Raw genomic sequence first — 19706 nt, 5'->3', positions numbered from 1 at the left:
ATAGAGCCTGTACCGCTTGGCACGCCTCTATTCAAATTACCTCCGTTCGTTACCCACTTGTCGACAACTCCGAGCACTCAATAAGCCTCGGTACCACCCCTCTTGGAAAGCTCACCAAGATGGGGACTGTTCCCACGAGAAATTCCAGGGATATAATCGAGTTACTTGAACGAGAATCCCTGAGGAAGTCAGATCCCCTTATGCCGATTCAGATGGAACTCTCGCGGATCATCATCAGCGAGATTAACGACCAGCAGGTTATCTACTTGAAGGAAGTGGACGGAGAACGCCAGTTTCCTATCATGATTGGTATCTTCGAAGCGACCAGTATTCACCGCCGCGTGAAGGACTTCATCCCGCCACGCCCGCTAACGCATGACTTAATTGTCAGCATCGTCGAGCAACTCGGTGGCGAACTGGATAGCGTGATCATCACCGACCTGAAAGAAGGAACCTATTTCGCCAACCTTCGCGTGAAGGTCGACGGCGAACTGGTATCGATCGATGCCCGCCCTTCCGACGCCATTGCCGTGGCCGTCACCAGCCAGCCGCATCTGCCGATCTACGTCGAAGAACAGGTATTGGAAGAGTCGGAAGTCTAAGCCGGCCCAGGCCGTAGGGTGTGAGAAGTGACGCATCGCGGAACGTATCGCACCGAATACGGTCTCCATCGCATGGCAACGCGACAACGCTGTTCGTGGTGCGATTCGCTTCGCTGCTCGGCACCCTACAGGGATGTCGCGTTTTGTGGCAGATGCTTCCGGAGGCTTTCGGTTGTGATCGCGCATGAAAAATGGCCACCGTTTTTGGTGGCCATTCGTTTGGATGTCATTTTGATGCCGGCCGACGCATTCACGTGTCCAGTAGGACGTCGTGAAATGCTTCTTCCAATGCTTTCAGGCCTGGCTCACCTTCGTGCTCGTCGACGATGACGTTCACGCGGACTTCCGAGGTGCTAATCAGGTCGACGTTGATGTTGGCGTTGCTGAGGGCTTTGAACATGCGAACGCCTACGCCGGTATGGCTTCGCAGGCCGATGCCGCTGACCGATAGCTTGGCCGCTTCCCGGTTGCCTTCGACTTCGCCGGCACCGATCTCTTTGACGACTTCTTCCAAGGCCGCGTAGGCCTTTTCGTAGTCGCCGACGGGGCAGGTGAAGCTGACGTTGGCGCTGTCGTCGCGGCCGACGTTCTGAATAATCACGTCGATGTTGATGCCCTTGGAAGCGACCGCATTCAAGACCTGGGAAGCGATCCCTGGTCGATCAGGCACGCGGCGAACCAACAGCAGCGACTGGCTACGATCGAGCTCGATGTTGTCGATCGCCAGGTCTTCCATCTCGCGAAGGCGTTGAACTACGATGGCCGGATCGGTCACATCGCGAACGCGTACCGAACTAATTTCGGCGGGCGAATCTTCGGGCGTGACATCGAGTTGGAAGCCATTGTGAACCGCTTGCAAGGCCCGCTGGGCATCGGACTGGCTGACCAGGACCGAGATTTTAATCTCGGAAGTCGAGATGGCCTGGATGTTGATGCCTTCTTCCGAGAGGACATGGAACATCTTGTCGGCGACCCCCGGCAAGGTAGCCATACCGAGACCGACGACCGAGACCTTCGAGACATGCTCGTCGAAGGTAACGTTCTCGGGACGCAAGATCTCGGAGGCCTGTTTCACGGCGTCGAGCGTTACCTTCAGTTCGTTTTGCGGAACGGTGAAGCTGATATTCGCTTTGCCGTCTTTACTGATGTTCTGGACGATCATGTCGACCGAGATCGCTTTGGCGGCGATACGGCTGAACAGTTCCAGTGAAATGCCTGGTTCGTCGGGAATGCCTTCCAGGGTGATGCGGGCTTCCTTCTTAGTGATGGCCGCGCCGCTGACCGGACGGGTGCGCGACTCGGGGTCGTGCACGATCAGCGTTCCCGGGACATCGGTGAAGCTGCTGCGGACATGGATCGGCACGCCAAACTTCTTGGCGAACTCAACCGAACGGCTGTGCATGACGCCGGCACCCAGACTGGCCAGCTCCAGCATTTCGTCGTAGGCAATCTGCGGAACGCGGCGGGCGTCCGGCAGTACGCGCGGGTCGGTGGTGTAGACGCCGTCGACGTCGGTATAGATTTCGCACGTGTCGGCATCGAGCACGGCAGCTAACGCAACGGCGGTGGTGTCGCTACCGCCGCGGCCAAGGGTCGTGATGTTGAGGTTCTCGTCGATCCCTTGGAAGCCGGCGGCGATGACAATGTTGCCATCGTCCAACAGCTGCTTGACGCGGGACGTTTCGATCGAACGGATACGCGCCTTGGTGTGCGTGCTGTCGGTGCGAATTCCGATTTGGGCACCGGTCAAACTGACGGCCTTCGAGCCGAGTGCATCGATGGCCATGGCCATTAACGCGACGCTGACCTGCTCGCCGGTCGAGAGCAGCATATCCATCTCGCGAGCCGGTGGGCTGTCGCTGACCTGTTGGGCCAGGTCGACCAGGACGTCGGTGTTTTTACCCATCGCGCTAACGACCATCACCACCTGATGGCCTTCTCGCTGGGCGCGAATCGCTTTTCTCGCTGCGGAAACAATCTTCTCGCAGTCAGCGACGCTCGTACCGCCAAATTTTTGAACAATCAATGACATGGGATCGTGTCATCCGTAATAAATTTCGACTTGGCAAAGATGTGGCCCGGCAACCGCCGTGACCAAAGTTTTACACGCCGAGGAAGTATGGCATCATCTTCCAGCCTTCGTCGAAGCTTAGCGACGAGGTGTCGGCGTTGCGTTCGTGGTAGGCCTCGAACGCGTCGGCTTCGATGCCGTTACCACACATGGTAAGCGGGACAAAGCCATGGCTATGGGTTTTTGTACGACAGAACGTCGGGTGATCGGGCAGCACGATCATCCGGTAATCTCCGTGCTTCTTAAGCGCTTCATGCAGCGGGCCGACGATTTTGCCGTCGATCGCTTCAAGCGATTTAATCTTTTCCTGGATGTCCCCTTCGTGCGAGGCTTCGTCGGTGGCTTCGACATGCACGCAGATCACGTCGGTGGAATCCAACGCGTTGATCGCATACTGCCCCTTGGCGGCGTAGTCGGTGTCGGTGTAGCCGGTCGCACCGGGGACTTCAATGCGGTCCCAACCGATCAGCGCGGCCAGGCCGCGCAGCAGGTCGACCGCGGTGATCATCTTGCCGGTCTTGCCGTATAGCTCGGCGAAAGGGGTCAGGGCAGGGCGGCAACCCAGGCCCCACAACCAGATGTTGGTTGCCGGCGGTTTGCCGTCGGCGATACGCTGCTTGTTGACCGGATGATCGGCGAACAGCTCGACGCTGCGGCTCATCATGTCGGAAAGCCAATCGCTGCCTTGGCCACGCGGGTAGCCATCGGCAACCGACTTATCGCTCAAGTCATGCGGCGGCGTGGTGCGGGTTTCCATGCTGAACGGGGCAGGGCGGTCCTGGCCGCGATAGATCAGCAGGTTGCGGTAGCTGACCCCGGGATGGAATTCGACGCCTGGGCCGGCAAGTTGCGTTTGGGCCGTTTCGAGCAGGGCCTTGGCTTCTTCCGACGAGATCTGCCCGGCGGTGAAGCTCTTCATGATCTGGTCTTCGATGGTGACCAGGTTGCAGCGGACAGCCCAATCGTCGGCCCCCAGTTCAATTCCCTGAGCAGCGGCTTCCAGCGGTGCCCGACCCGAGAAGTACTTCAGCGGGCTATAGCCGAGCAAGCTCAGGTTGGCCACGTCACTTCCAGCGGGAAGATGCGCCGGCACGTTATCGGCTCGACCGACAACGCCTGCTTTGGCAACGGCGTCCATGTTCGGAACATTGGCTGCTTCCAAGGGAGTCTTGCCGCCGAGCGACTCTTGAGGTTCATCGGCACAGCCGTCGGGAATGACAATCGCGTACTTCATATTTCCCGAATCTCCTGAATAAGAACCGACGTGAATGGGGCGTATCTTGATCTTGATAGGGTGCGAGCAGCGAAGCGCATCGCACCGGCAAAGTGACCTCTCTGCAGAGGATTATTCAATCTACAACCGTTGGTTGCAACGATCGGTTGTAGATGGGTATGCGTTTTTGGTGCGATACGCTTCGCTGCTCGCACTATGCGGTCTTGTGATTTGCTTAGTCTTGGACCAGCATTTTCCGAGCACCCGGTTTGACGGTGGGCATCTTGCTGATCACTTCCAAGGCGCGGGCCGCTTGTCCCTGGGTTGCCGTGTGGGTCATGATGACCAGCGGCGTGTAACTCTTGGTGTCGCCGTCGAAGTTCTCTGGCTCGTGCTGAATAACCGAGGCGATCGAAATCTTTTGTTCGCCCAGCACCCGGGCAATTTCCGCCAACACACCGGGACGGTCTTCGACGCTGAAACGGAAGTAGTGTCGACCGCGAATCTGATCGGGCGAACACATTTGCACGTCACTGTGATTCTCGGTGAATAGCTTCAGCGTGCGGAAGGTGAGGGCCGTTCGTCCGACGGCCATGTCGATCATGTCGGCAACCACGGCGGAAGCGGTCGGCTTCTGCCCGGCACCTTGTCCGTAGTAGAACAACGGTCCGACTTGGTCGCCTTCGACGCTGATGGCATTGAATGGACCACGGACTTCGGCCAGCGGTTCGCCGGCGCGGATCAGCGATGGCGAAACGTGCAGTTCGAGCCCGTCTTCGCTCAGTTGGGCCGAGGCCAGCAGCTTGATGCGATAGCCAAGTTCTTTGGCGAAGCGAATGTCGACCGGCAGCAGCTTATCGATCCCTTCGCGGGGGACGGCCTTCCAGTCGATTTTGATGCCAAAGGCAATGTGAGCGAGAATGGCCAGTTTCTGGGCGGCGTCGGTCCCATCGACATCCATCGTGGGGTCGGCTTCGGCGTAGCCTAGTCGCTGTGCCTCTTTGACGGCCCACTTGTAGCTCGCCTCTTGTTCTTCCATCTCGGAAGCGATGAAGTTGGACGTGCCGTTCAAGATACCGCTGAGAGAACTGATGCGGTTGGCAGTCAGGCACTGGCTGAGATTCGTGATGATCGGAATCCCACCGGCGACTGCGGCGTCGAAGGCAATGCTGCGGCCCAATTCGCGAGCGCGGGCGAACAACTCGGCGCCATGTTCGGCGATCAACGCTTTGTTGGCGGTAACAATATCTTTGCCGCTTTCCAGCAGCTGCAGCATGATGGTCCGGGCTGGTTCGATCCCCCCGATCAGCTGCGCAACGACTTTGATTTCAGGATCGCCGGTGACTTCGCTCAGGTCGTCTGTCAGCACGCCGTCGGGTAGTTCGCAGTCGCGATCTCGGTTTCGATCGCGAACGACGGCTTTCTCTAACCATAGAGTGGTCCCCGCGTTACGCGCAGTGCGGTCGCCGTGGTCGAGTAAGATTTTAGCGACGCCTGCCCCGACGGTGCCTAAGCCGACAATGGCGACCTTCGTTTTGTGCATAGGTATGGACAAACGGTATGAGGATGAAAAATTTCAGTCAGGAAAGGGGTTATCCTAGGTTGCGTTGGGGCGAGTAGTCAACTGGGCTAAAGTTGTTGTCCGCCAATAGGTTGGGCCAAACGGCGCTTCATTTTGCGCAGCCTAGGTGAGTGTTTTCCCGTAGGTAGCATGGGAACTTAAAGCCCCAGTTCCTGTTTCACGGCGGCGAATTGCTCGACGGCGAACTTTAGTTCTTCGATCGAATGCCCAGCAGAAACCTGGGTGCGGATGCGGGCTTTGTCTTTCGGCACCACGGGAAACGAGAACCCAATCACATAGATGCCCCGCTTGAGGAGCCGCTCAGAGAACTCGGCCGCGATCTTGGCGTCGTAGAACATCACCGGCACAATCGGGTGCTCGCCCGGCAGGACGTCGAGCCCCAGCTTGGCGATCTCTTCGCGGAAGAACTTGGTGTTGGCTTCTAACTTGTCGCGCAGCTGGGTCGAGCTTTGGATCAGCTCTAAGGCCTTTAGCGAGCCAGCCACGATGGGCGGGGCCAGCGTGTTGGAAAACAGATACGGACGCGAACGCTGTCGCAGTAGGTCGATGATTTCTTTGCGGCCGCTGGTGTACCCGCCGGAAGCACCGCCGAGGGCCTTGCCGAGGGTCCCGGTGATAATATCGATGCGGTCAATCACATCGTGGTGCTCGTGCGTTCCGCGGCCGGTCTTGCCCATGAAGCCGACGGCGTGCGAGTCGTCGACCATCACCATCGCGCCGTACTTGTCGGCCAGTTCGCACAGGTCGGGCAAGTTGCAGATATAGCCGTCCATGCTGAATACACCATCGGTGGCGATCAGTTTGACGCGGGCATCTGCGGCTTCTTTCAGCTTGGCCTCGAGATCGGCCATGTCGTTGTTCTTGTAGCGAAAACGCTTCGCTTTGCAGAGGCGCACCCCATCGATGATGCTGGCGTGATTCAACTCGTCGGAAAGGATGGCATCTTCCGGGCCGAGAATCGTCTCGAACAGCCCGCCGTTGGCATCGAAACAAGACGAATAGAGAATGGTATCTTCCATGCCGAGGAAGCTGGTGATTTCGTCTTCCAGGTTTTCATGCGATTGCTGTGTTCCACAGATGAATCGGACGGAAGAAAGTCCGTAACCCCAGCGATCGAGACCTTCCTTGGCGGCGGCGATGATCTCGGGGTGATCGGACAAGCCGAGATAATTGTTGGCGCACAAGTTCAGCACTTGCTGCTGCTGAGGCAGGTCGATCTTCGACTTCTGCGGCGAAAGAATCGTGCGCTCGCTCTTGTAGAGACCTGCTTCACGGATCTCGTTGAGGATGCCTGAGTAGCGAGATTTTACGTCTTCGTTCCACATAGAAATATCACTTTTGAGTTAAGGTTTTCAGTGTTCCGTTTTCAATAAGAAGATCTTTTGTCCTCTCCACTGAAAATGGAACACTTCAAACTTGATTACTATTTCTCGGCCCAATCGAGAACAACCTTGCCTGACTGGCCAGAGAACATGGCCTCGAAGCCTTGTTCAAATTCGGTGAAGTGCAAGCGGTGCGTGATGACGGGGTCGAGGTCTAAACCGCCTTGCAGCAGGACGGTCATTTGGTACCAGGTTTCGTACATCTGGCGGCCGTAAATGCCCTTGATGGTCAGCATGTTAAAGATCACATCGTTCCAGTCGATCGCGATGTCTTCCGGAGGGATGCCGAGCATGGCGATCTTACCGCCGTGCGACATGTTTTTGATCATATCGCGAAAGGCCACATCGTTGCCTGACATTTCCAGGCCCACGTCAAACCCTTCGAGCATGCCCAACTCGTTTTGAACGTCGGTGAGGCTTTCGTTGCGGACATCGACTACCCGCGTCGCGCCCAGTTTTTTGGCCAGTTCCAAACGCCAGGGGTTCACATCGGTTACCACGACAAAGCGTGCCCCGGCGTGTTTGCAAACCGCCGCAGCCATGCAGCCGATGGGACCGGCCCCGGTGATCAGGACGTCTTCGCCCAGCACGGGAAAAGTCAGGGCCGTGTGAACCGCATTGCCGAAGGGATCGAAAATGGATGCCACGTCGAGCGGAATGTCGTCGGCATGATGCCAAACGTTGGTCATCGGGATCGAGATGTACTCGGCGAACGCACCGGGACGATTGACGCCGATGCCTTCTGTCTCGGAGCAGAGGTGACGCCGGCCGGCCATGCAGTTGCGGCATTGGCCACAGACAACGTGACCTTCGCCGCTGACGATTTGGCCTGGCTCGAAGATGCCGACGTTGGAACCGACTTCAATGATTTCACCGACGAACTCGTGCCCGACGATCATTGGTACCGGTACGGTCTTCTTCGCCCAGGCATCCCATTTATAGATGTGGAGATCGGTCCCGCAGATGCCCGTTTTCAGCACCTTGATTAAGACATCGTTGATACCGATGGCTGGTTCTGGGACATCTTCCAGCCACAATCCCTTTTCTGCATGACGCTTGACGAGCGCTTTCATGAAACGAACCTAAAGGAGCTTCTGCGCAAAGTTAAACATTGAGTCCAAGCCCTTGATTGTAACGCCCTCCGGCTATGTGCGAATGCCAAAGAGGCGTTCCTGGCCAACAAAGTTTACGGATGTTTGCCGGAAAACGCTAACAGCTAAACAACCGTTTGGTGACAGTGGAGACTGTACCCATGGCCTCGGGCTTTGGGATTACATTATGCTGAGTGCTCTTACTTAGAAATTTCCAAAAAGGGTGCCATGTTCACGTCATCGTGGACATGCGAATCCCGCACAATAACGAACGAAGCCATGCCCACGCGGACGTGAGCATGGTACGCATCCTTGTGAGTTTGAATGTTAACTGCATGTAGAAAGTCATCCATGCCCCGTCCGATTCCTATCAAGAGCTTGAATCACCTGGCCTTGGCCGTTCGTGACGCCCGCGTAGCTTGCGGCTTCTACCGCGATGTCCTCGGTTTTCGCGAAGTCGAACGCCCTCCGTTCAATTTCCCTGGGGCCTGGCTGGTGGGATATGGCATTCAGATTCATATCCTGGAAACGGAGCATCGGGGAGAGTACGGCGAGAATCCGAACTCGCGAGCAAACCATTACGCGTTTGCCGTGGACGACAACAGCGACCTGATTGAGATCCTCAACGAGCACGGCATCGAGTTCATCCAGCGCGTCAACGCTGGCAACATCCATCAGACGTTCTTCCAAGATCCGGACGGGCACACGATTGAAGTGGCCGTGTACCCGCAGGACCCACCGTTTGTTGACTAGCGATCGAAACGCCTGATAGTCAACACGCGGGTGGCCAATGGCAACAAGCGGCTAATGCATTTGGCAAACATTGGGTAGAGCATATCCATCCTGATCAGCACGCATCGATTAGCCGCATGCCGACTACGCCGATCCCGGGTTAAAGACCGGGACCAGCTACTATCTCAATCAGGCAAACCCTGAGATCAAACGGCGAACTAAATCCGCCAGCCTTCACGATACTTACGCTCGATGAACTGATTGGCCGAGTCGTTGTTGGTGACCTTCAGGTTCTTCGCGTCCCACTCGATCGGTCCGCCGCTGCGGTAGGCGACATTGCCCAGCAGAACCGTTTCGGTCAGCGGGCCGCTGTAGTCGAAGCTGCAAGTCGTGGGCGTTCCTTCTTTACAGGCCTGAATCCATTCCTCGTAGTGGCCGATGGAATTCGGGATGGTCTGCTCAGGGGCTTTCCACGTTTGGAAGTCGTCTTCCGGTAGCAGGGTGAAGTTGCCGTAGGTGGCCAACATCATCCCTTTGTCGCCGTGGAACATGACGCCTGAGCCGGGGACCTTGTGTCCGTTGATTTCCTTGGGGCAGTTGTCGCCGTCGCGCCATTGCATGGTCACGGCCGGGGCGACTTCGGTCTTGGGGAACTCGTAGTTCACGGTGAGACCCATCGGTGCCGTATGAGCGTCAGGCTCGGGGCCTTCGGCAGAAACCTTCGTGGGGTACTTCAGCTTGAGTGCCCAGAAGACCAGGTCGATGTAATGACAGCCCATGTCGCCGAGGGTGCCTCCACCGAAGTCCCACCAGCGTCGCCACTGGGCGGGCATGTAGACGGGTGAATAGGTGCGGTACTCAGCGGGGCCGAGCCAGACATCCCAGTGGATACCTTTGGGAATGGCCGGCTTGTCGGTCGGAACCTTACCGCCGCCCCAGCCTTTGCCGACCCAGACGTCGACGTGCTTTACATTGCCAATTGCACCAGCCTGAACGGCTTCAACCACGCGGCGATAGTTGTTGCCAGCGTGAATCTGCGTACCGAGCTGCGTGGCCAGCTTGTTCTTGACCGCGAAGTTGGTCATCTCGCGGGCTTCATGCACCGTGTGGGTCATCGGCTTTTCACAGTAAACATGCTTGCCAAGCTGCATCGCCCACATTGAAGCCGGAGCGTGCGTGTGATCTGGCGTACTGACCACAACAGCGTCGATGTTCTTTTCTTTGTCCAGCAGAACACGGAAATCGTTATACCGATTGGACTTCTGTTTGTCGTACTGCTTCAGCGCTTGGTTCAAATAGCTGTCGTCGATATCGCACATGGCGACCAGGTTTTGCCCACTAACACCGCGAACGTTCGACGAGGCACGGTTCTGTACGCCGATGCACGCGATATCCAAGAGCTCGTTGGGTGACTTCGATTCGGCGGCTGAGGCCAGCTGATGAAATCCGGTGCCAGCGACCATCGTGGCGGCAGCAGACCCTTGGAGAAAGTGACGACGGCTGAGTTTCGACTGTGGCATGGGCAGGCTTCCTCGTGGCATAAGAAGATAGGAGGTAGGTAGGCGATAGAAGGTTGTTAAGATTATTGTCGACTTTCGCGCGGACTGCAAAGCTCTTCCCAACAGAAAGGAAGCTTTAACCCGCTAAGTTGTATTGCGCTACCCGCTTGGGTGGTTCAGGTGGGATGCTCTGGGCTGGATAATTGCCGGGCGCATTCATGGCATGTGGTCGCAGGCCTTGTTTGATCTAAGCTGCGGCCAGAAGGTTGTTTTCTGACTTAGGGTTAAGCGTTACCCCTTGCCAATTAAGTAGGGGTGCGGCACAATGTGTGGTTTCCACCCGGTCTAAAGTTTTGACCAGGGAACAAACGTGGATGTAGGAATCACGTTTTCGTCGCTTCATTGCGGTATGGTGATTCCTGGAAATCGAAATTTTAGGAGTGAATCGCACATGGGCCATTACACAGGTCCCAAGGCCAAAATCAACCGTCGTCTCGGTGCCATGATTTACGAAAGTCGCGGCGCTATGCGTGCGGCTGACCGTCGGCCTAACCCCCCCGGCATGCACACCCGTCCGAAGCGCCCGTCCAACTACGGTGCTGCTTTGATGGAAAAGCAAAAGATCAAGCATTATTACGGTGTCGGCGAAAAGCAGCTCCGTCGCTATTTTGCCCACGCCAAGCACAGCAAGGGCAACACGGGTGAAAACCTGTTGTCGTTGTGCGAACGCCGCCTGGATAACATCGTTCGTCGTGCCGGTTTGGCACTCACACGCTGCCAGGCTCGCCAGGGGATCGTTCACGGTCACTTCCTGGTTAACGGGCAGAAGGTCGACAAGCCGTCCTACCAGATGCGTCCTGGCGACGTGGTGAGCGTCCGCAATCGTGAAAAGCTGCAGATCCTTTATCGCAGCGTTCATGGCGAATCTTCGGGCGAACCGGCCGCGTTTCTGACAACTGAGCCAGAAACACTTTCGGTAACCTACGACGCCGTTCCAGGCCCGGAAGATATCAGCCTGCCAGTGGACGTGAACATGGTGGTCGAATTCATGTCGCGTTAATTTCCGAAATCAATTTTTCGGCAATTCGCAGCAATTCGTAGATTTCAGAGGGATTCCGGCACGACAGCCCGTCGCGGAGTCCCTTTTTTTTTGGTTCAATGTCCCACTGTTACCAGTCGAACTTGAGACGCATCTCCCCACTACAGCATCTCAAGTAAGTAACTCAACTTTGCCTTAGTAATTGCTAGAGAGACATCATGGCTCATACCCAATTGGCGGTCATCGGTGGTGGTCCCGGGGGCTACGCAGCAGCATTCTTGGCTGCCGACGAAGGAATGGAAGTCACCCTCATTGAAAAAGACTCGCGTCTGGGGGGGACGTGTTTGCTGCGTGGATGCATACCATCCAAAGCGCTGCTGCACGTCGCACGCGTCATCGACGAAGTCCACGAACTGAACAAAGACTGGGGTGTCACCTACAGTGAACCTCAGATCGAACTCGACAAGCTCCGTGCTCGCAAAGAAGGGGTGATCAAATCCCTGTCGACAGGGCTCGGTCAACTTGCCAAAAAGCGAAACGTGACCGTCATCAAGGCCAAAGCCAGCTTTGTCGATTCGAGTACGCTTGAATTGGAAGGGGACGACCCCTCCATTCCCGAAGGCGGCAAGCTAACCTTCGATCACGCGATCATCGCGACCGGTTCGGTGGCTGCTATGCCGCCGGCATTCCAGATTGACTCGCCACGGGTAATGGACTCGACCGGTGCGTTGGACCTGCAAGATATTCCCGAAACCATGCTGGTCATCGGTGGTGGCTATATCGGCCTGGAAATGGGCTCCGTCTATGCTCATCTGGGTACGAAGGTCAGTGTCGTGGAACTGACGGACGGGCTTCTGCCGGGTGCCGACCGTAATCTGGTCAAGCCGCTGGCCAAAAAGCTGGAAGGACTGTTCGAGGGACGCATTTTCACCAATACCAAGGTCGGATCGCTGGGCGATCGCGACGGTAAGGTTGAAGTCGCGTTCGAGGGCCCGAACAAGTTCGGAACATTCAAGTACGACCGCGTCTTGGTTTCGATCGGTCGCTGGCCGAATACCAAGGGAATTGGTCTGGAAAACACGCAGTGCGTCGTCGACAAGCGTGGTTTCATTGGCGTCGATAAACAGTTGCGTACAGCCGATCCGAAGATCTGGGCAATTGGCGACGTGACCGGCGATCCGATGCTCGCCCACAAGGCGACCCACGAAGGGCGTACCGCCGCCGAGGCCATTTTGGGTCATCCGGTCTCCTTCGAGCCTGCAGCCATTCCGGCCGTGATCTTCACCGACCCCGAAATTGCCTGGGCAGGGCTGATGGAAGGCGAGGCCAAGGCGATGGGCAAAAAGGTCGATGTGGCCATGTACCCTTGGGCGGCTAGTGGACGTGCCCAGGCATTGGGCCGCACCGATGGCTTGACCAAGTGGATCGTTGACCCTGAAACACAGCGTGTTTTGGGCTGCGGGATTGTCGGACCAGGTGCCGGAGAGATGATTTCCGAAGCCGTTTTGGCTCTGGAAATGCGAGCCGAAGTCTTTGACCTGACCTCGACTATCCACCCGCATCCGACCCTAAGTGAGACGGTTATGAATGCTGGGGAGGTATTTTTCGGGACTGCCACCGAAATTTACAAACCCAAGAAGAAGTCGTAAGGTCTTGCCACTAAATAACTTGTGGTTTTAATTGGGCTTGTGCCGATTCTGCTACTTGCAGAAGACGGAGAGGGTTCGCCTACCACTCGCTGACAAATACGGTCAGCGCGGTAGAATTCAGACTCGAAGCCCGCCTCGGGCCTAAGCCGAGATTGATCTTTGAGATAAGTTAATCGAGGGTTGCTTCGCCAGACAACGTCGCGCAATGAAGTCGCGGCGGAAGAGAATTTTCCCTGGCGCAAAGCAACGGACTGTAAAAAGGGAAGTTGCATGGCGAACGCCAAAATAATGCCTGCTGAAGAGAATTTGATGCGGAACAACCCGTCGACCTTTTCGGCAGACGTGGACCCGGCTGAAACGCAAGAATGGCTCGACTCGCTCGACTACGTTCTGGAAGGAAAAGGCGATGACCGGGTTCGCTTTCTACTTTCGGCACTAGAAAATCGTGCCCACGCACGCGGCGTCGATGTGCCGTTTGCTGCCAATACGCCGTACATCAATACGATTCACTCCTCGGAACAGCCGGCCTACCCAGGCAACCGAGAATTTGAACGCCGCATCAAGAGCATCATTCGCTGGAACGCGATGGCGATGGTCACGCGGGCCAACAAAAACTTCGAGGGGCTCGGTGGTCACATCAGCACGTTCGCTTCGAGCGCTACGCTGGTGGAGGTCGCTTACAATCACTTCCTTCGCGGTCGCGGAAGCGGCTATGAAGGGGACCAGGTTTATTTTCAAGGGCATGCCTCGCCGGGGATGTACTCGCGAGCGTTTCTTGAAGGTCGATTGACTGAAAAGAACCTGGAGAACTTCCGCCGTGAACTGCAGCCGGAAATGGGACTGTCGTCCTATCCGCATCCATGGCTGATGGAAGACTTCTGGGAATTCCCCACCGTTTCGATGGGCTTGGGGCCGATCTGCTCGATCTACCAGGCTCGCTTCAATCGCTACTTGCAAGACCGCGGTCTGAAAGACACCAGCAAGACACGCGTCTGGGCGTTTCTCGGCGACGGCGAATGCGACGAACCCGAAACACTGGGTGCGATCAGCCTGGCTTCGCGTGAACAGCTCGACAACCTGACCTGGGTCATCAACTGCAACCTGCAGCGTCTCGATGGTCCTGTCCGCGGTAACGGCAAGATCATCCAGGAACTGGAAGCTGTCTTCCGTGGTGCTGGTTGGAACGTCATTAAGGTGGTCTGGGGAGCCGAATGGGATCCGCTGCTCAAAGCCGACAAGACCGGCCTGCTGGTCAAGCGAATGGAAGAAGTCGTCGACGGTCAGTACCAGAAGTACGTCGTCGAATCAGGCGAATACATTCGTAAACACTTCTTCGGCAAGTATCCCGAACTGCTGGAACTGGTGAAGAACTACTCCGATGAAAAGCTGCAAAAGCTGACTCGCGGTGGTCACGATCCAGAAAAGGTTTACGCAGCTTACAAAGCGGCTACCGAATGCAAAGGCAAGCCGACCGTCGTCATTGCCAAGACGATCAAAGGCTACGGTTTGGGCGAAGCGGGCGAAGGTCGCAACGTCACCCACAACCAGAAGAAGCTCAACGAAGAAGAGCTACGCGAGTTCCGCACACGCTTCAGCATTCCGATCTCGGACGAAGAAGTCGTGAAAGCTCCGTTCTATCGTCCGCCGGAAGATAGCGCTGAAATGCGTTATCTGAAGAAGCGACGCGAAGAACTGGGCGGACCGGTTCCTTCTCGCCCGACCAATCATCCGACATCGCCAATCCCGACCATGGAGGAATACAAAGAATTCCTCGGTGGCAGCAAGGGAAAAGAAATGTCGACCACGATGGGCTTTGTTCGCCTGCTTTCCAAGCTGTGCAAGGACAAGAACATCGGCCAGAACATCGTGCCAATCGTGCCCGACGAGTCGCGTACCTTCGGTATGGAAGGCATGTTCCGCCAGGTCGGTATCTATGCCCACTCTGGCCAGTTGTACGAGCCGGTCGACTCCGATCAGCTGATGTACTACAAGGAAGCCAAAGACGGTCAGATCCTGGAAGAAGGGATTACCGAAGCGGGTTCGATGTCGTCGTTCATCGCGGCTGGCAACGCCTATTCGCAGCACGGCATCAACATGATTCCGTTCTTCATTTACTACAGCATGTTCGGCTTCCAGCGGATCGGTGACCTGATCTGGTGTGCGGCTGACACGCGTGCCAAGGGTTTCATGATCGGCGGTACGGCAGGGCGAACCACTCTAAACGGCGAAGGTCTGCAGCACCAGGATGGCCACAGCCATCTCAATGCGATCGCCTTCCCCACGGTTCGTTCGTACGACGTTTGCTATGCCTACGAAACGGCTGTTCTCACGCTGGATGGGATGTCCAAGCTGTACGAGCAAGGCGAAACGGCCATCTATTACATCACCGTAGGAAACGAAAACTACGCGATGCCAGAGATGCCCGAAGGTGCCGAGGAAGGGATCATTCGCGGAATCTACAAGCTGAAATCGCACGAAGCCGAAAAGCCGCGTGCCAAGGTTCAGCTGATGGGTAGCGGAACGATCACCCGCTGTGTGCTCGACGCGGCACAGATGCTGGCCGAAAAGTACAACATCGCCAGCGATGTATGGGCCGCCACCAGTTACACCGAACTGCGCCGCGATGCTCAGGCAATCGAACGCTGGAACATGTTCCATCCGACCGAAACGCCGAAGAAATCGTACCTTGAGACGATCATGGATGGGGTCGAAGGGCCTTTCATCTCGGCGTCGGACAACGTTCGGGCTTGGGCTGAACAGATCCGTCCTTACTTGCCTGGCAACATGGTTGCTTTGGGAACCGATGGGATGGGCCGCAGCGAAACTCGCGAAGCTCTGCGACGTCACTTCGAGGTCGACGCCGAGTCGGTGGTCATTGCCACGCTTTACGAGTTGGCTCGTACCGGCAAGATCGAGCGAACTGAAGTCGCTCAGGCCATCAAGGATTTAAATTACGACGCGGAAAAGCCAAATCCGTATTTTGCCTAACGGCACATTGGTAGCAGCGTCGGTCGGACAGACCCCCGGCCGACGAACGCTTTTCCATGCGACTAAAAATACGCATTCCTAGCAAGGTTATTCACCATGGCAATAGACGTACAACTGCCTGATCTGGGCGATGGGATTGAATCGGGAGACGTGCTTGTCGTTCACGTTTCGGTGGGCGACACGGTCGAAAAGGGACAAACCCTGATCGAGATCGAAACCGACAAGGCAACCGTCGATGTTCCCAGCACCGAGGGTGGCAAGATCGAAAAGGTCCACGTCAAGACCGGCGATACCATTGCGGTTCATGCGCCGATCGTGACTTTGGACGGGGCTGGTTCCAATAACGCGTCCCCTCCACCTGCCGCTGAACCACCGCAGGAAGAGAAAGCTCCGGAAGAGCCAGCCGTCAAGGAAGAAGCTCCTGAGCCGACTCCGGCCAAGCCAGAACCGAAGCAGGCTCCTGCACCTCAGAAGGCGGCTCCTGCCCCGGCGACGCCACCACGGCTGACCACGCCACCACCGGCGCCCGTTGCCGATGCTTCGAGCACCGACGAAAGTGTACCGGCCGGTCCGGCTGTGCGTCGCTTTGCCCGCGAAGTGGGTGTTGATTTGCGAAACGTCCAAGGCTCTGGCCCCAACGGTCGCATCGAACGAGACGACGTTCTGCGAACCGTTCGCGATCTGAATCAGGGTGGCGGTTCGGCTACTCAGGCAGGTGCGACTTCGGCTCCGGCCGCGACTGGTTCGTTGCCATCGCTTTCCGGCGAGGCGCACGAGGACAAGTACGGTCCGGTTCGCATCGAGAAGATGAAGAAGATCCGCAAGGTGACCGCCGCTCAGATGAGCAAGAGCTGGACCACCGCACCACGGGTCACCAACTTCGACGACGCCGACATCACGGCCCTCGAAGAGCTGCGTCAGCAAAGCAAGGACGACTACGCCGAAGCGGGCGTCAAGCTGACCACCATGCCGTTTCTGATCAAGGCCATCGCCGTAGGGCTGCGTGAGCACCCGGAATTGAACGCCTCGATCGACATGGAACAGGAACAGGTCATCTACAAAGACTACGTGAACGTCGGCATCGCTGTCGATTCTGATCGTGGTCTGATGGTGCCCAACATGAAGAACACCGATCGGATGTCGATTCCGGATATCGCACGCACCCTTCAGCAGACGGCTGCCGACATTCGCGGCAACAGTTTCGAGATGTCGACCCTGCAAGGCGGCACTTTCACGATCAGTAACCTGGGCGCGATCGGCGGCACTTACAGCACGCCGATCATCAACGTCCCGGAAGTCGCCATCCTGTTGGTTGGCCGCTCGCGGAAGATGCCGGTTGTGGTGAAAGATCAGATCGTGGCTCGCCTGATGATGCCGCTGAGCTTGTCTTACGATCACCGCCTGGTCGATGGAGCGACGGCTCAACGGTTCCTGAACGACGTGAAGTCGCTTCTCGAGAATCCCAGCAAGTTGCTGATGGCTCCTTAGTGTGCCGAGCTGACTCAACGTTGAACGAACATGCCCCCTCGCGTTGGCAAAATGCGAGGGGGTTTTTTTGTGGCGATTGAAGGGCAATGTGGCCCGATCGAGTGCCACCTGAAGGGATGCAGTGGAGTGGTCTCTGACTGGTGGTTATAATCCAATCAAAATAATTCGATATCTAGTGTATTGGTGGCCATGGCTAAGCTTCACATTACCTGTCCCAACTGCAGTACCCGTTATCCGGTCGCCGATGAGAAACTTGCCGGCCGGCGGGTCACCTGTAAAAAGTGCAGCGAAAAGTTTGTTGCGGAAATTGAAAGTGACGCGGTGCCGGCCCTCGATCCGTTTGCGGCGTCGAGTCCAGCCAGCGACCCATTAGGGGACGATCTGTTTGGCGATTTCACGTCATCGTCAGCCGCTGCGTCGCCGGCGTTGGGATCGCTGCCCCCGAAAAAGAGAAGCAGTTCCTCCGGATCGTTCCCCGTGATACCGCTAGTGTTGGGTGGCGTCGGCGTGCTGGTGGTGGTCATCTTAGTTGTCACGGTGATTTCATTTGCTTCCGGCGGTTCCGACCGGCCCTTTCAGATGAACGCCGCCCAGCAGCAGTTTAGTAAAGAGGACAGCTACAAGCAGCATTTTGACGTAACAGAAAAACAATTTGACAACATGCTTCAGTTCCTTACAGCGATCGAAGCGATTCAAAGCGAAGAGGACTTAAAGCAATTCGACGAAACGGTCAGAGGCCTGACTCAGGAAATGGAGTCATTAACCCATGGAGTCCGCAACATTCCACCGCTGCCCAAGGACATGCAGGAAAAACTAAAGCGAGAAGTCAGGCAGCAGCTTGATAGCGTAGAAGGTAGGGCCAAAGCTGCCGGACAGAAATTGGCGAAGTACACCAGTAATGCTCGTGTTGCGTATGCTGCCCAGCAGTATCATCAATCCCACAGCTACCTGGGTGGGGCTTTGGGCGCGGCCAATACTCGGTCGGACACGCGAAGGGAAGAAGTCGATCGCCAGCAAGCAATCAAATACGCCCATGTCCAGAATCCGCAGCAACTTCCCCAACTGTTGTATGAATTTGCCTTAGCCGATTACGCTAAAGCAAAGCAGGTTCTAAGTGTTCCGATGCCTCCTGATCAAATCAAGAATAAGGTAGACGAGATCAAGAGGCTGTATCAAAACATCCGTGAGTTCTCGCAAGATCTCGCCAACATCCCAGCCTTTCATGGTAACGTGGTTGATCCGGCTATCGAGAAGTACAAGTCCGATGTGCAAGAGATTCATGATTCGAATCACTTTCCGCTGGAGGGTCTCGCTACGAGTGGACTCCCTTTCATTGCGAATTCAACGGCTAAGGTGAACCTGGGCTTGTCGAACGAGATCAGGGGGAACTGGGAAACCATCAACGGCGAACGTCCCCACGCCGATTCCCAGGGTAAGGTTGGGCCGATGTTCCACTGCTTCACGCCCGAAGAGTTGGATACGTTCGTGCAGCGACATCAGGCTTACAAGTATCGAATGCCTGATCGCCGGTATGTTGTGATGTTCATCGATGAGCGATACGGACCAGAAATCGAAAAATGGAAGGCCCTGAAATATAATAACCGTTGCGAAGAGATGAGCACTAAGCTCATGAAAATTATATGGAAACCGTCCGATGAGGGCGAAGATTTCCACAGCATGGTGACCTCCGGTTACACGCTGAAAGTCCAAGAGATTGCCGGCGAGAACGTTGTGGTCATGTCGTACGACGAAAGTGTCCTTAAAAGGCGGGATGATTCGAAGTCTTCGGGATCGCGAGGGCGTTTAGTAGGCGGGCTTCCCTTTGGTGGCATGCCCGATATTCGTCGCCCTAGAATGCCTCAGATGCCAGAGCCAGGTTCGCAATTCGGTCCGCGTTTTCAACCGCCTACCGGGCTTGATTCAGCGAATCCACCGAGAGAGCCAACTGCGGGGCCTCGTGGCCCTCGCTTTGGGTCCCCTGGAATGCCAAATATGGGATCTGCAAGACGAGATCCTGCCCAGGAAGCGATTGAGAGGTTGGAGCAGCAATACGGTAAGGACAAATTGGTCCGCCTGGAATTCAAGACAATTACCTCGGACCAGGCCAAGCAGGTTCGGGAAATCATCAGGCCGTGGAGTTTGGCTCAGGCTTATGTCAATTGGCTTGATCCCGAGATCAACCAACGTGTCATCATGTTCCCTTACGATGGCGACATCGACGAACTGGCCTCGAAGATTACCTTTGGCGAGGTCGATGAGGTCCTCGCCAAGCAGCGTCGAATCCGCTTGAAATCGGTCTCGCTTCCGTAAAACACGCTCCGGTAGGTTACGATAACGTCACGTAGAGTGCGAACCGAAAATCGCATTGGG

Annotated in this window: 14 protein-coding genes; 7 read left to right on the top strand and 7 right to left on the bottom strand. The window is 56.3% G+C overall.

Annotated features, from left to right (window positions below; all coding sequences use genetic code 11):
* Positions 1 to 200 precede the first annotated feature (200 nt).
* A complete protein-coding gene (locus HOV93_RS04115; RefSeq protein ID WP_207395196.1) occupies positions 201 to 602 on the top strand; it encodes a bifunctional nuclease family protein in 402 nt (133 codons plus the stop codon).
* A 250-nt stretch (positions 603 to 852) separates the two neighbouring features.
* Here the strand turns inward: HOV93_RS04115 and HOV93_RS04110 are convergent, their stop codons facing one another.
* The 6 genes from HOV93_RS04110 to HOV93_RS04085 form a co-directional block, all read right to left on the bottom strand.
* Positions 853 to 2634 (bottom strand): aspartate kinase, encoded by a 1782-nt coding sequence (locus HOV93_RS04110; RefSeq protein WP_207395195.1) that lies wholly within the window; start codon positions 2632 to 2634, stop codon positions 853 to 855.
* A 70-nt stretch (positions 2635 to 2704) separates the two neighbouring features.
* Entirely contained in the window at positions 2705 to 3907 is a 1203-nt protein-coding gene (locus HOV93_RS04105; RefSeq protein WP_207395194.1) for a cofactor-independent phosphoglycerate mutase, read from the bottom strand.
* Positions 3908 to 4121: 214 nt separating this feature from the next.
* On the bottom strand, positions 4122 to 5429 hold the full coding sequence (locus HOV93_RS04100; RefSeq protein ID WP_207395193.1) for a homoserine dehydrogenase: 1308 nt from the start codon (positions 5427 to 5429) through the stop codon (positions 4122 to 4124).
* Between the two features lie 176 nt (positions 5430 to 5605).
* On the bottom strand, positions 5606 to 6793 hold the full coding sequence (locus tag HOV93_RS04095) for a glycine C-acetyltransferase (RefSeq protein ID WP_207395192.1): 1188 nt from the start codon (positions 6791 to 6793) through the stop codon (positions 5606 to 5608).
* Positions 6794 to 6891: 98 nt separating this feature from the next.
* Positions 6892 to 7923, bottom strand: a complete 1032-nt coding sequence (gene tdh, locus HOV93_RS04090; RefSeq protein ID WP_207395191.1) for an L-threonine 3-dehydrogenase — start codon at positions 7921 to 7923, stop codon at positions 6892 to 6894.
* Positions 7924 to 8141: 218 nt separating this feature from the next.
* Positions 8142 to 8294 (bottom strand): hypothetical protein, encoded by a 153-nt coding sequence (locus HOV93_RS04085; RefSeq protein ID WP_207395190.1) that lies wholly within the window; start codon positions 8292 to 8294, stop codon positions 8142 to 8144.
* Here HOV93_RS04085 and HOV93_RS04080 point away from each other — a divergent pair.
* Positions 8293 to 8694: a VOC family protein gene (locus tag HOV93_RS04080; protein WP_207395189.1), complete on the top strand. Its 402-nt coding sequence runs from the start codon at positions 8293 to 8295 to the stop codon at positions 8692 to 8694. The two genes, HOV93_RS04085 and HOV93_RS04080, sit on opposite strands and share 2 nt — an antisense overlap.
* A gap of 197 nt (positions 8695 to 8891) precedes the next feature.
* Here the strand turns inward: HOV93_RS04080 and HOV93_RS04075 are convergent, their stop codons facing one another.
* Positions 8892 to 10193, bottom strand: coding sequence for a Gfo/Idh/MocA family oxidoreductase (locus tag HOV93_RS04075; protein ID WP_207395188.1), 1302 nt, complete (start codon positions 10191 to 10193; stop codon positions 8892 to 8894).
* Positions 10194 to 10623: 430 nt separating this feature from the next.
* Between HOV93_RS04075 and rpsD the strand changes: the two genes are divergently transcribed.
* From rpsD to HOV93_RS04050, 5 genes are all read left to right on the top strand, one after another.
* The gene (gene rpsD, locus HOV93_RS04070) at positions 10624 to 11232 is read left to right on the top strand and encodes a 30S ribosomal protein S4 (protein ID WP_207395187.1); all 609 of its coding nucleotides are present in this window, start codon (positions 10624 to 10626) and stop codon (positions 11230 to 11232) included.
* A 197-nt stretch (positions 11233 to 11429) separates the two neighbouring features.
* Positions 11430 to 12860, top strand: coding sequence for a dihydrolipoyl dehydrogenase (gene lpdA, locus HOV93_RS04065; protein ID WP_207395186.1), 1431 nt, complete (start codon positions 11430 to 11432; stop codon positions 12858 to 12860).
* A 288-nt stretch (positions 12861 to 13148) separates the two neighbouring features.
* Entirely contained in the window at positions 13149 to 15848 is a 2700-nt protein-coding gene (aceE, locus tag HOV93_RS04060; RefSeq protein WP_390813903.1) for a pyruvate dehydrogenase (acetyl-transferring), homodimeric type, read from the top strand.
* A 96-nt stretch (positions 15849 to 15944) separates the two neighbouring features.
* Complete coding sequence (locus tag HOV93_RS04055; protein ID WP_207395184.1) at positions 15945 to 17336, top strand: 2-oxo acid dehydrogenase subunit E2; 1392 nt, start codon at positions 15945 to 15947, stop codon at positions 17334 to 17336.
* 189 nt (positions 17337 to 17525) lie between these two features.
* Positions 17526 to 19646 carry a zinc-ribbon domain-containing protein gene (locus HOV93_RS04050; protein WP_207395183.1) on the top strand — a complete coding sequence of 707 codons (2121 nt, stop codon included), beginning with the start codon at positions 17526 to 17528 and terminating at the stop codon, positions 19644 to 19646.
* Positions 19647 to 19706 lie beyond the last annotated feature (60 nt).

Origin of the sequence: Bremerella alba (genome assembly GCF_013618625.1) — a bacterium.
GTDB classification, from domain to species: domain Bacteria; phylum Planctomycetota; class Planctomycetia; order Pirellulales; family Pirellulaceae; genus Bremerella; species Bremerella alba.
This window is presented reverse-complemented; position numbering and strand designations above follow the sequence as displayed.

Coding starts and splice junctions, on each gene's coding strand:
- HOV93_RS04115 (WP_207395196.1), top strand. CDS start 201: ATGCCGATTCAGATGGAACTCTCGCGGATCATCATCAGCGAGATTAAC.
- HOV93_RS04110 (WP_207395195.1), bottom strand. CDS start 2,634: ATGTCATTGATTGTTCAAAAATTTGGCGGTACGAGCGTCGCTGACTGC.
- HOV93_RS04105 (WP_207395194.1), bottom strand. CDS start 3,907: ATGAAGTACGCGATTGTCATTCCCGACGGCTGTGCCGATGAACCTCAA.
- HOV93_RS04100 (WP_207395193.1), bottom strand. CDS start 5,429: ATGCACAAAACGAAGGTCGCCATTGTCGGCTTAGGCACCGTCGGGGCA.
- HOV93_RS04095 (WP_207395192.1), bottom strand. CDS start 6,793: ATGTGGAACGAAGACGTAAAATCTCGCTACTCAGGCATCCTCAACGAG.
- tdh (WP_207395191.1), bottom strand. CDS start 7,923: ATGAAAGCGCTCGTCAAGCGTCATGCAGAAAAGGGATTGTGGCTGGAA.
- HOV93_RS04080 (WP_207395189.1), top strand. CDS start 8,293: ATGCCCCGTCCGATTCCTATCAAGAGCTTGAATCACCTGGCCTTGGCC.
- HOV93_RS04085 (WP_207395190.1), bottom strand. CDS start 8,294: ATGGATGACTTTCTACATGCAGTTAACATTCAAACTCACAAGGATGCG.
- HOV93_RS04075 (WP_207395188.1), bottom strand. CDS start 10,193: ATGCCACAGTCGAAACTCAGCCGTCGTCACTTTCTCCAAGGGTCTGCT.
- rpsD (WP_207395187.1), top strand. CDS start 10,624: ATGGGCCATTACACAGGTCCCAAGGCCAAAATCAACCGTCGTCTCGGT.
- lpdA (WP_207395186.1), top strand. CDS start 11,430: ATGGCTCATACCCAATTGGCGGTCATCGGTGGTGGTCCCGGGGGCTAC.
- aceE (WP_390813903.1), top strand. CDS start 13,149: ATGCCTGCTGAAGAGAATTTGATGCGGAACAACCCGTCGACCTTTTCG.
- HOV93_RS04055 (WP_207395184.1), top strand. CDS start 15,945: ATGGCAATAGACGTACAACTGCCTGATCTGGGCGATGGGATTGAATCG.
- HOV93_RS04050 (WP_207395183.1), top strand. CDS start 17,526: ATGGCTAAGCTTCACATTACCTGTCCCAACTGCAGTACCCGTTATCCG.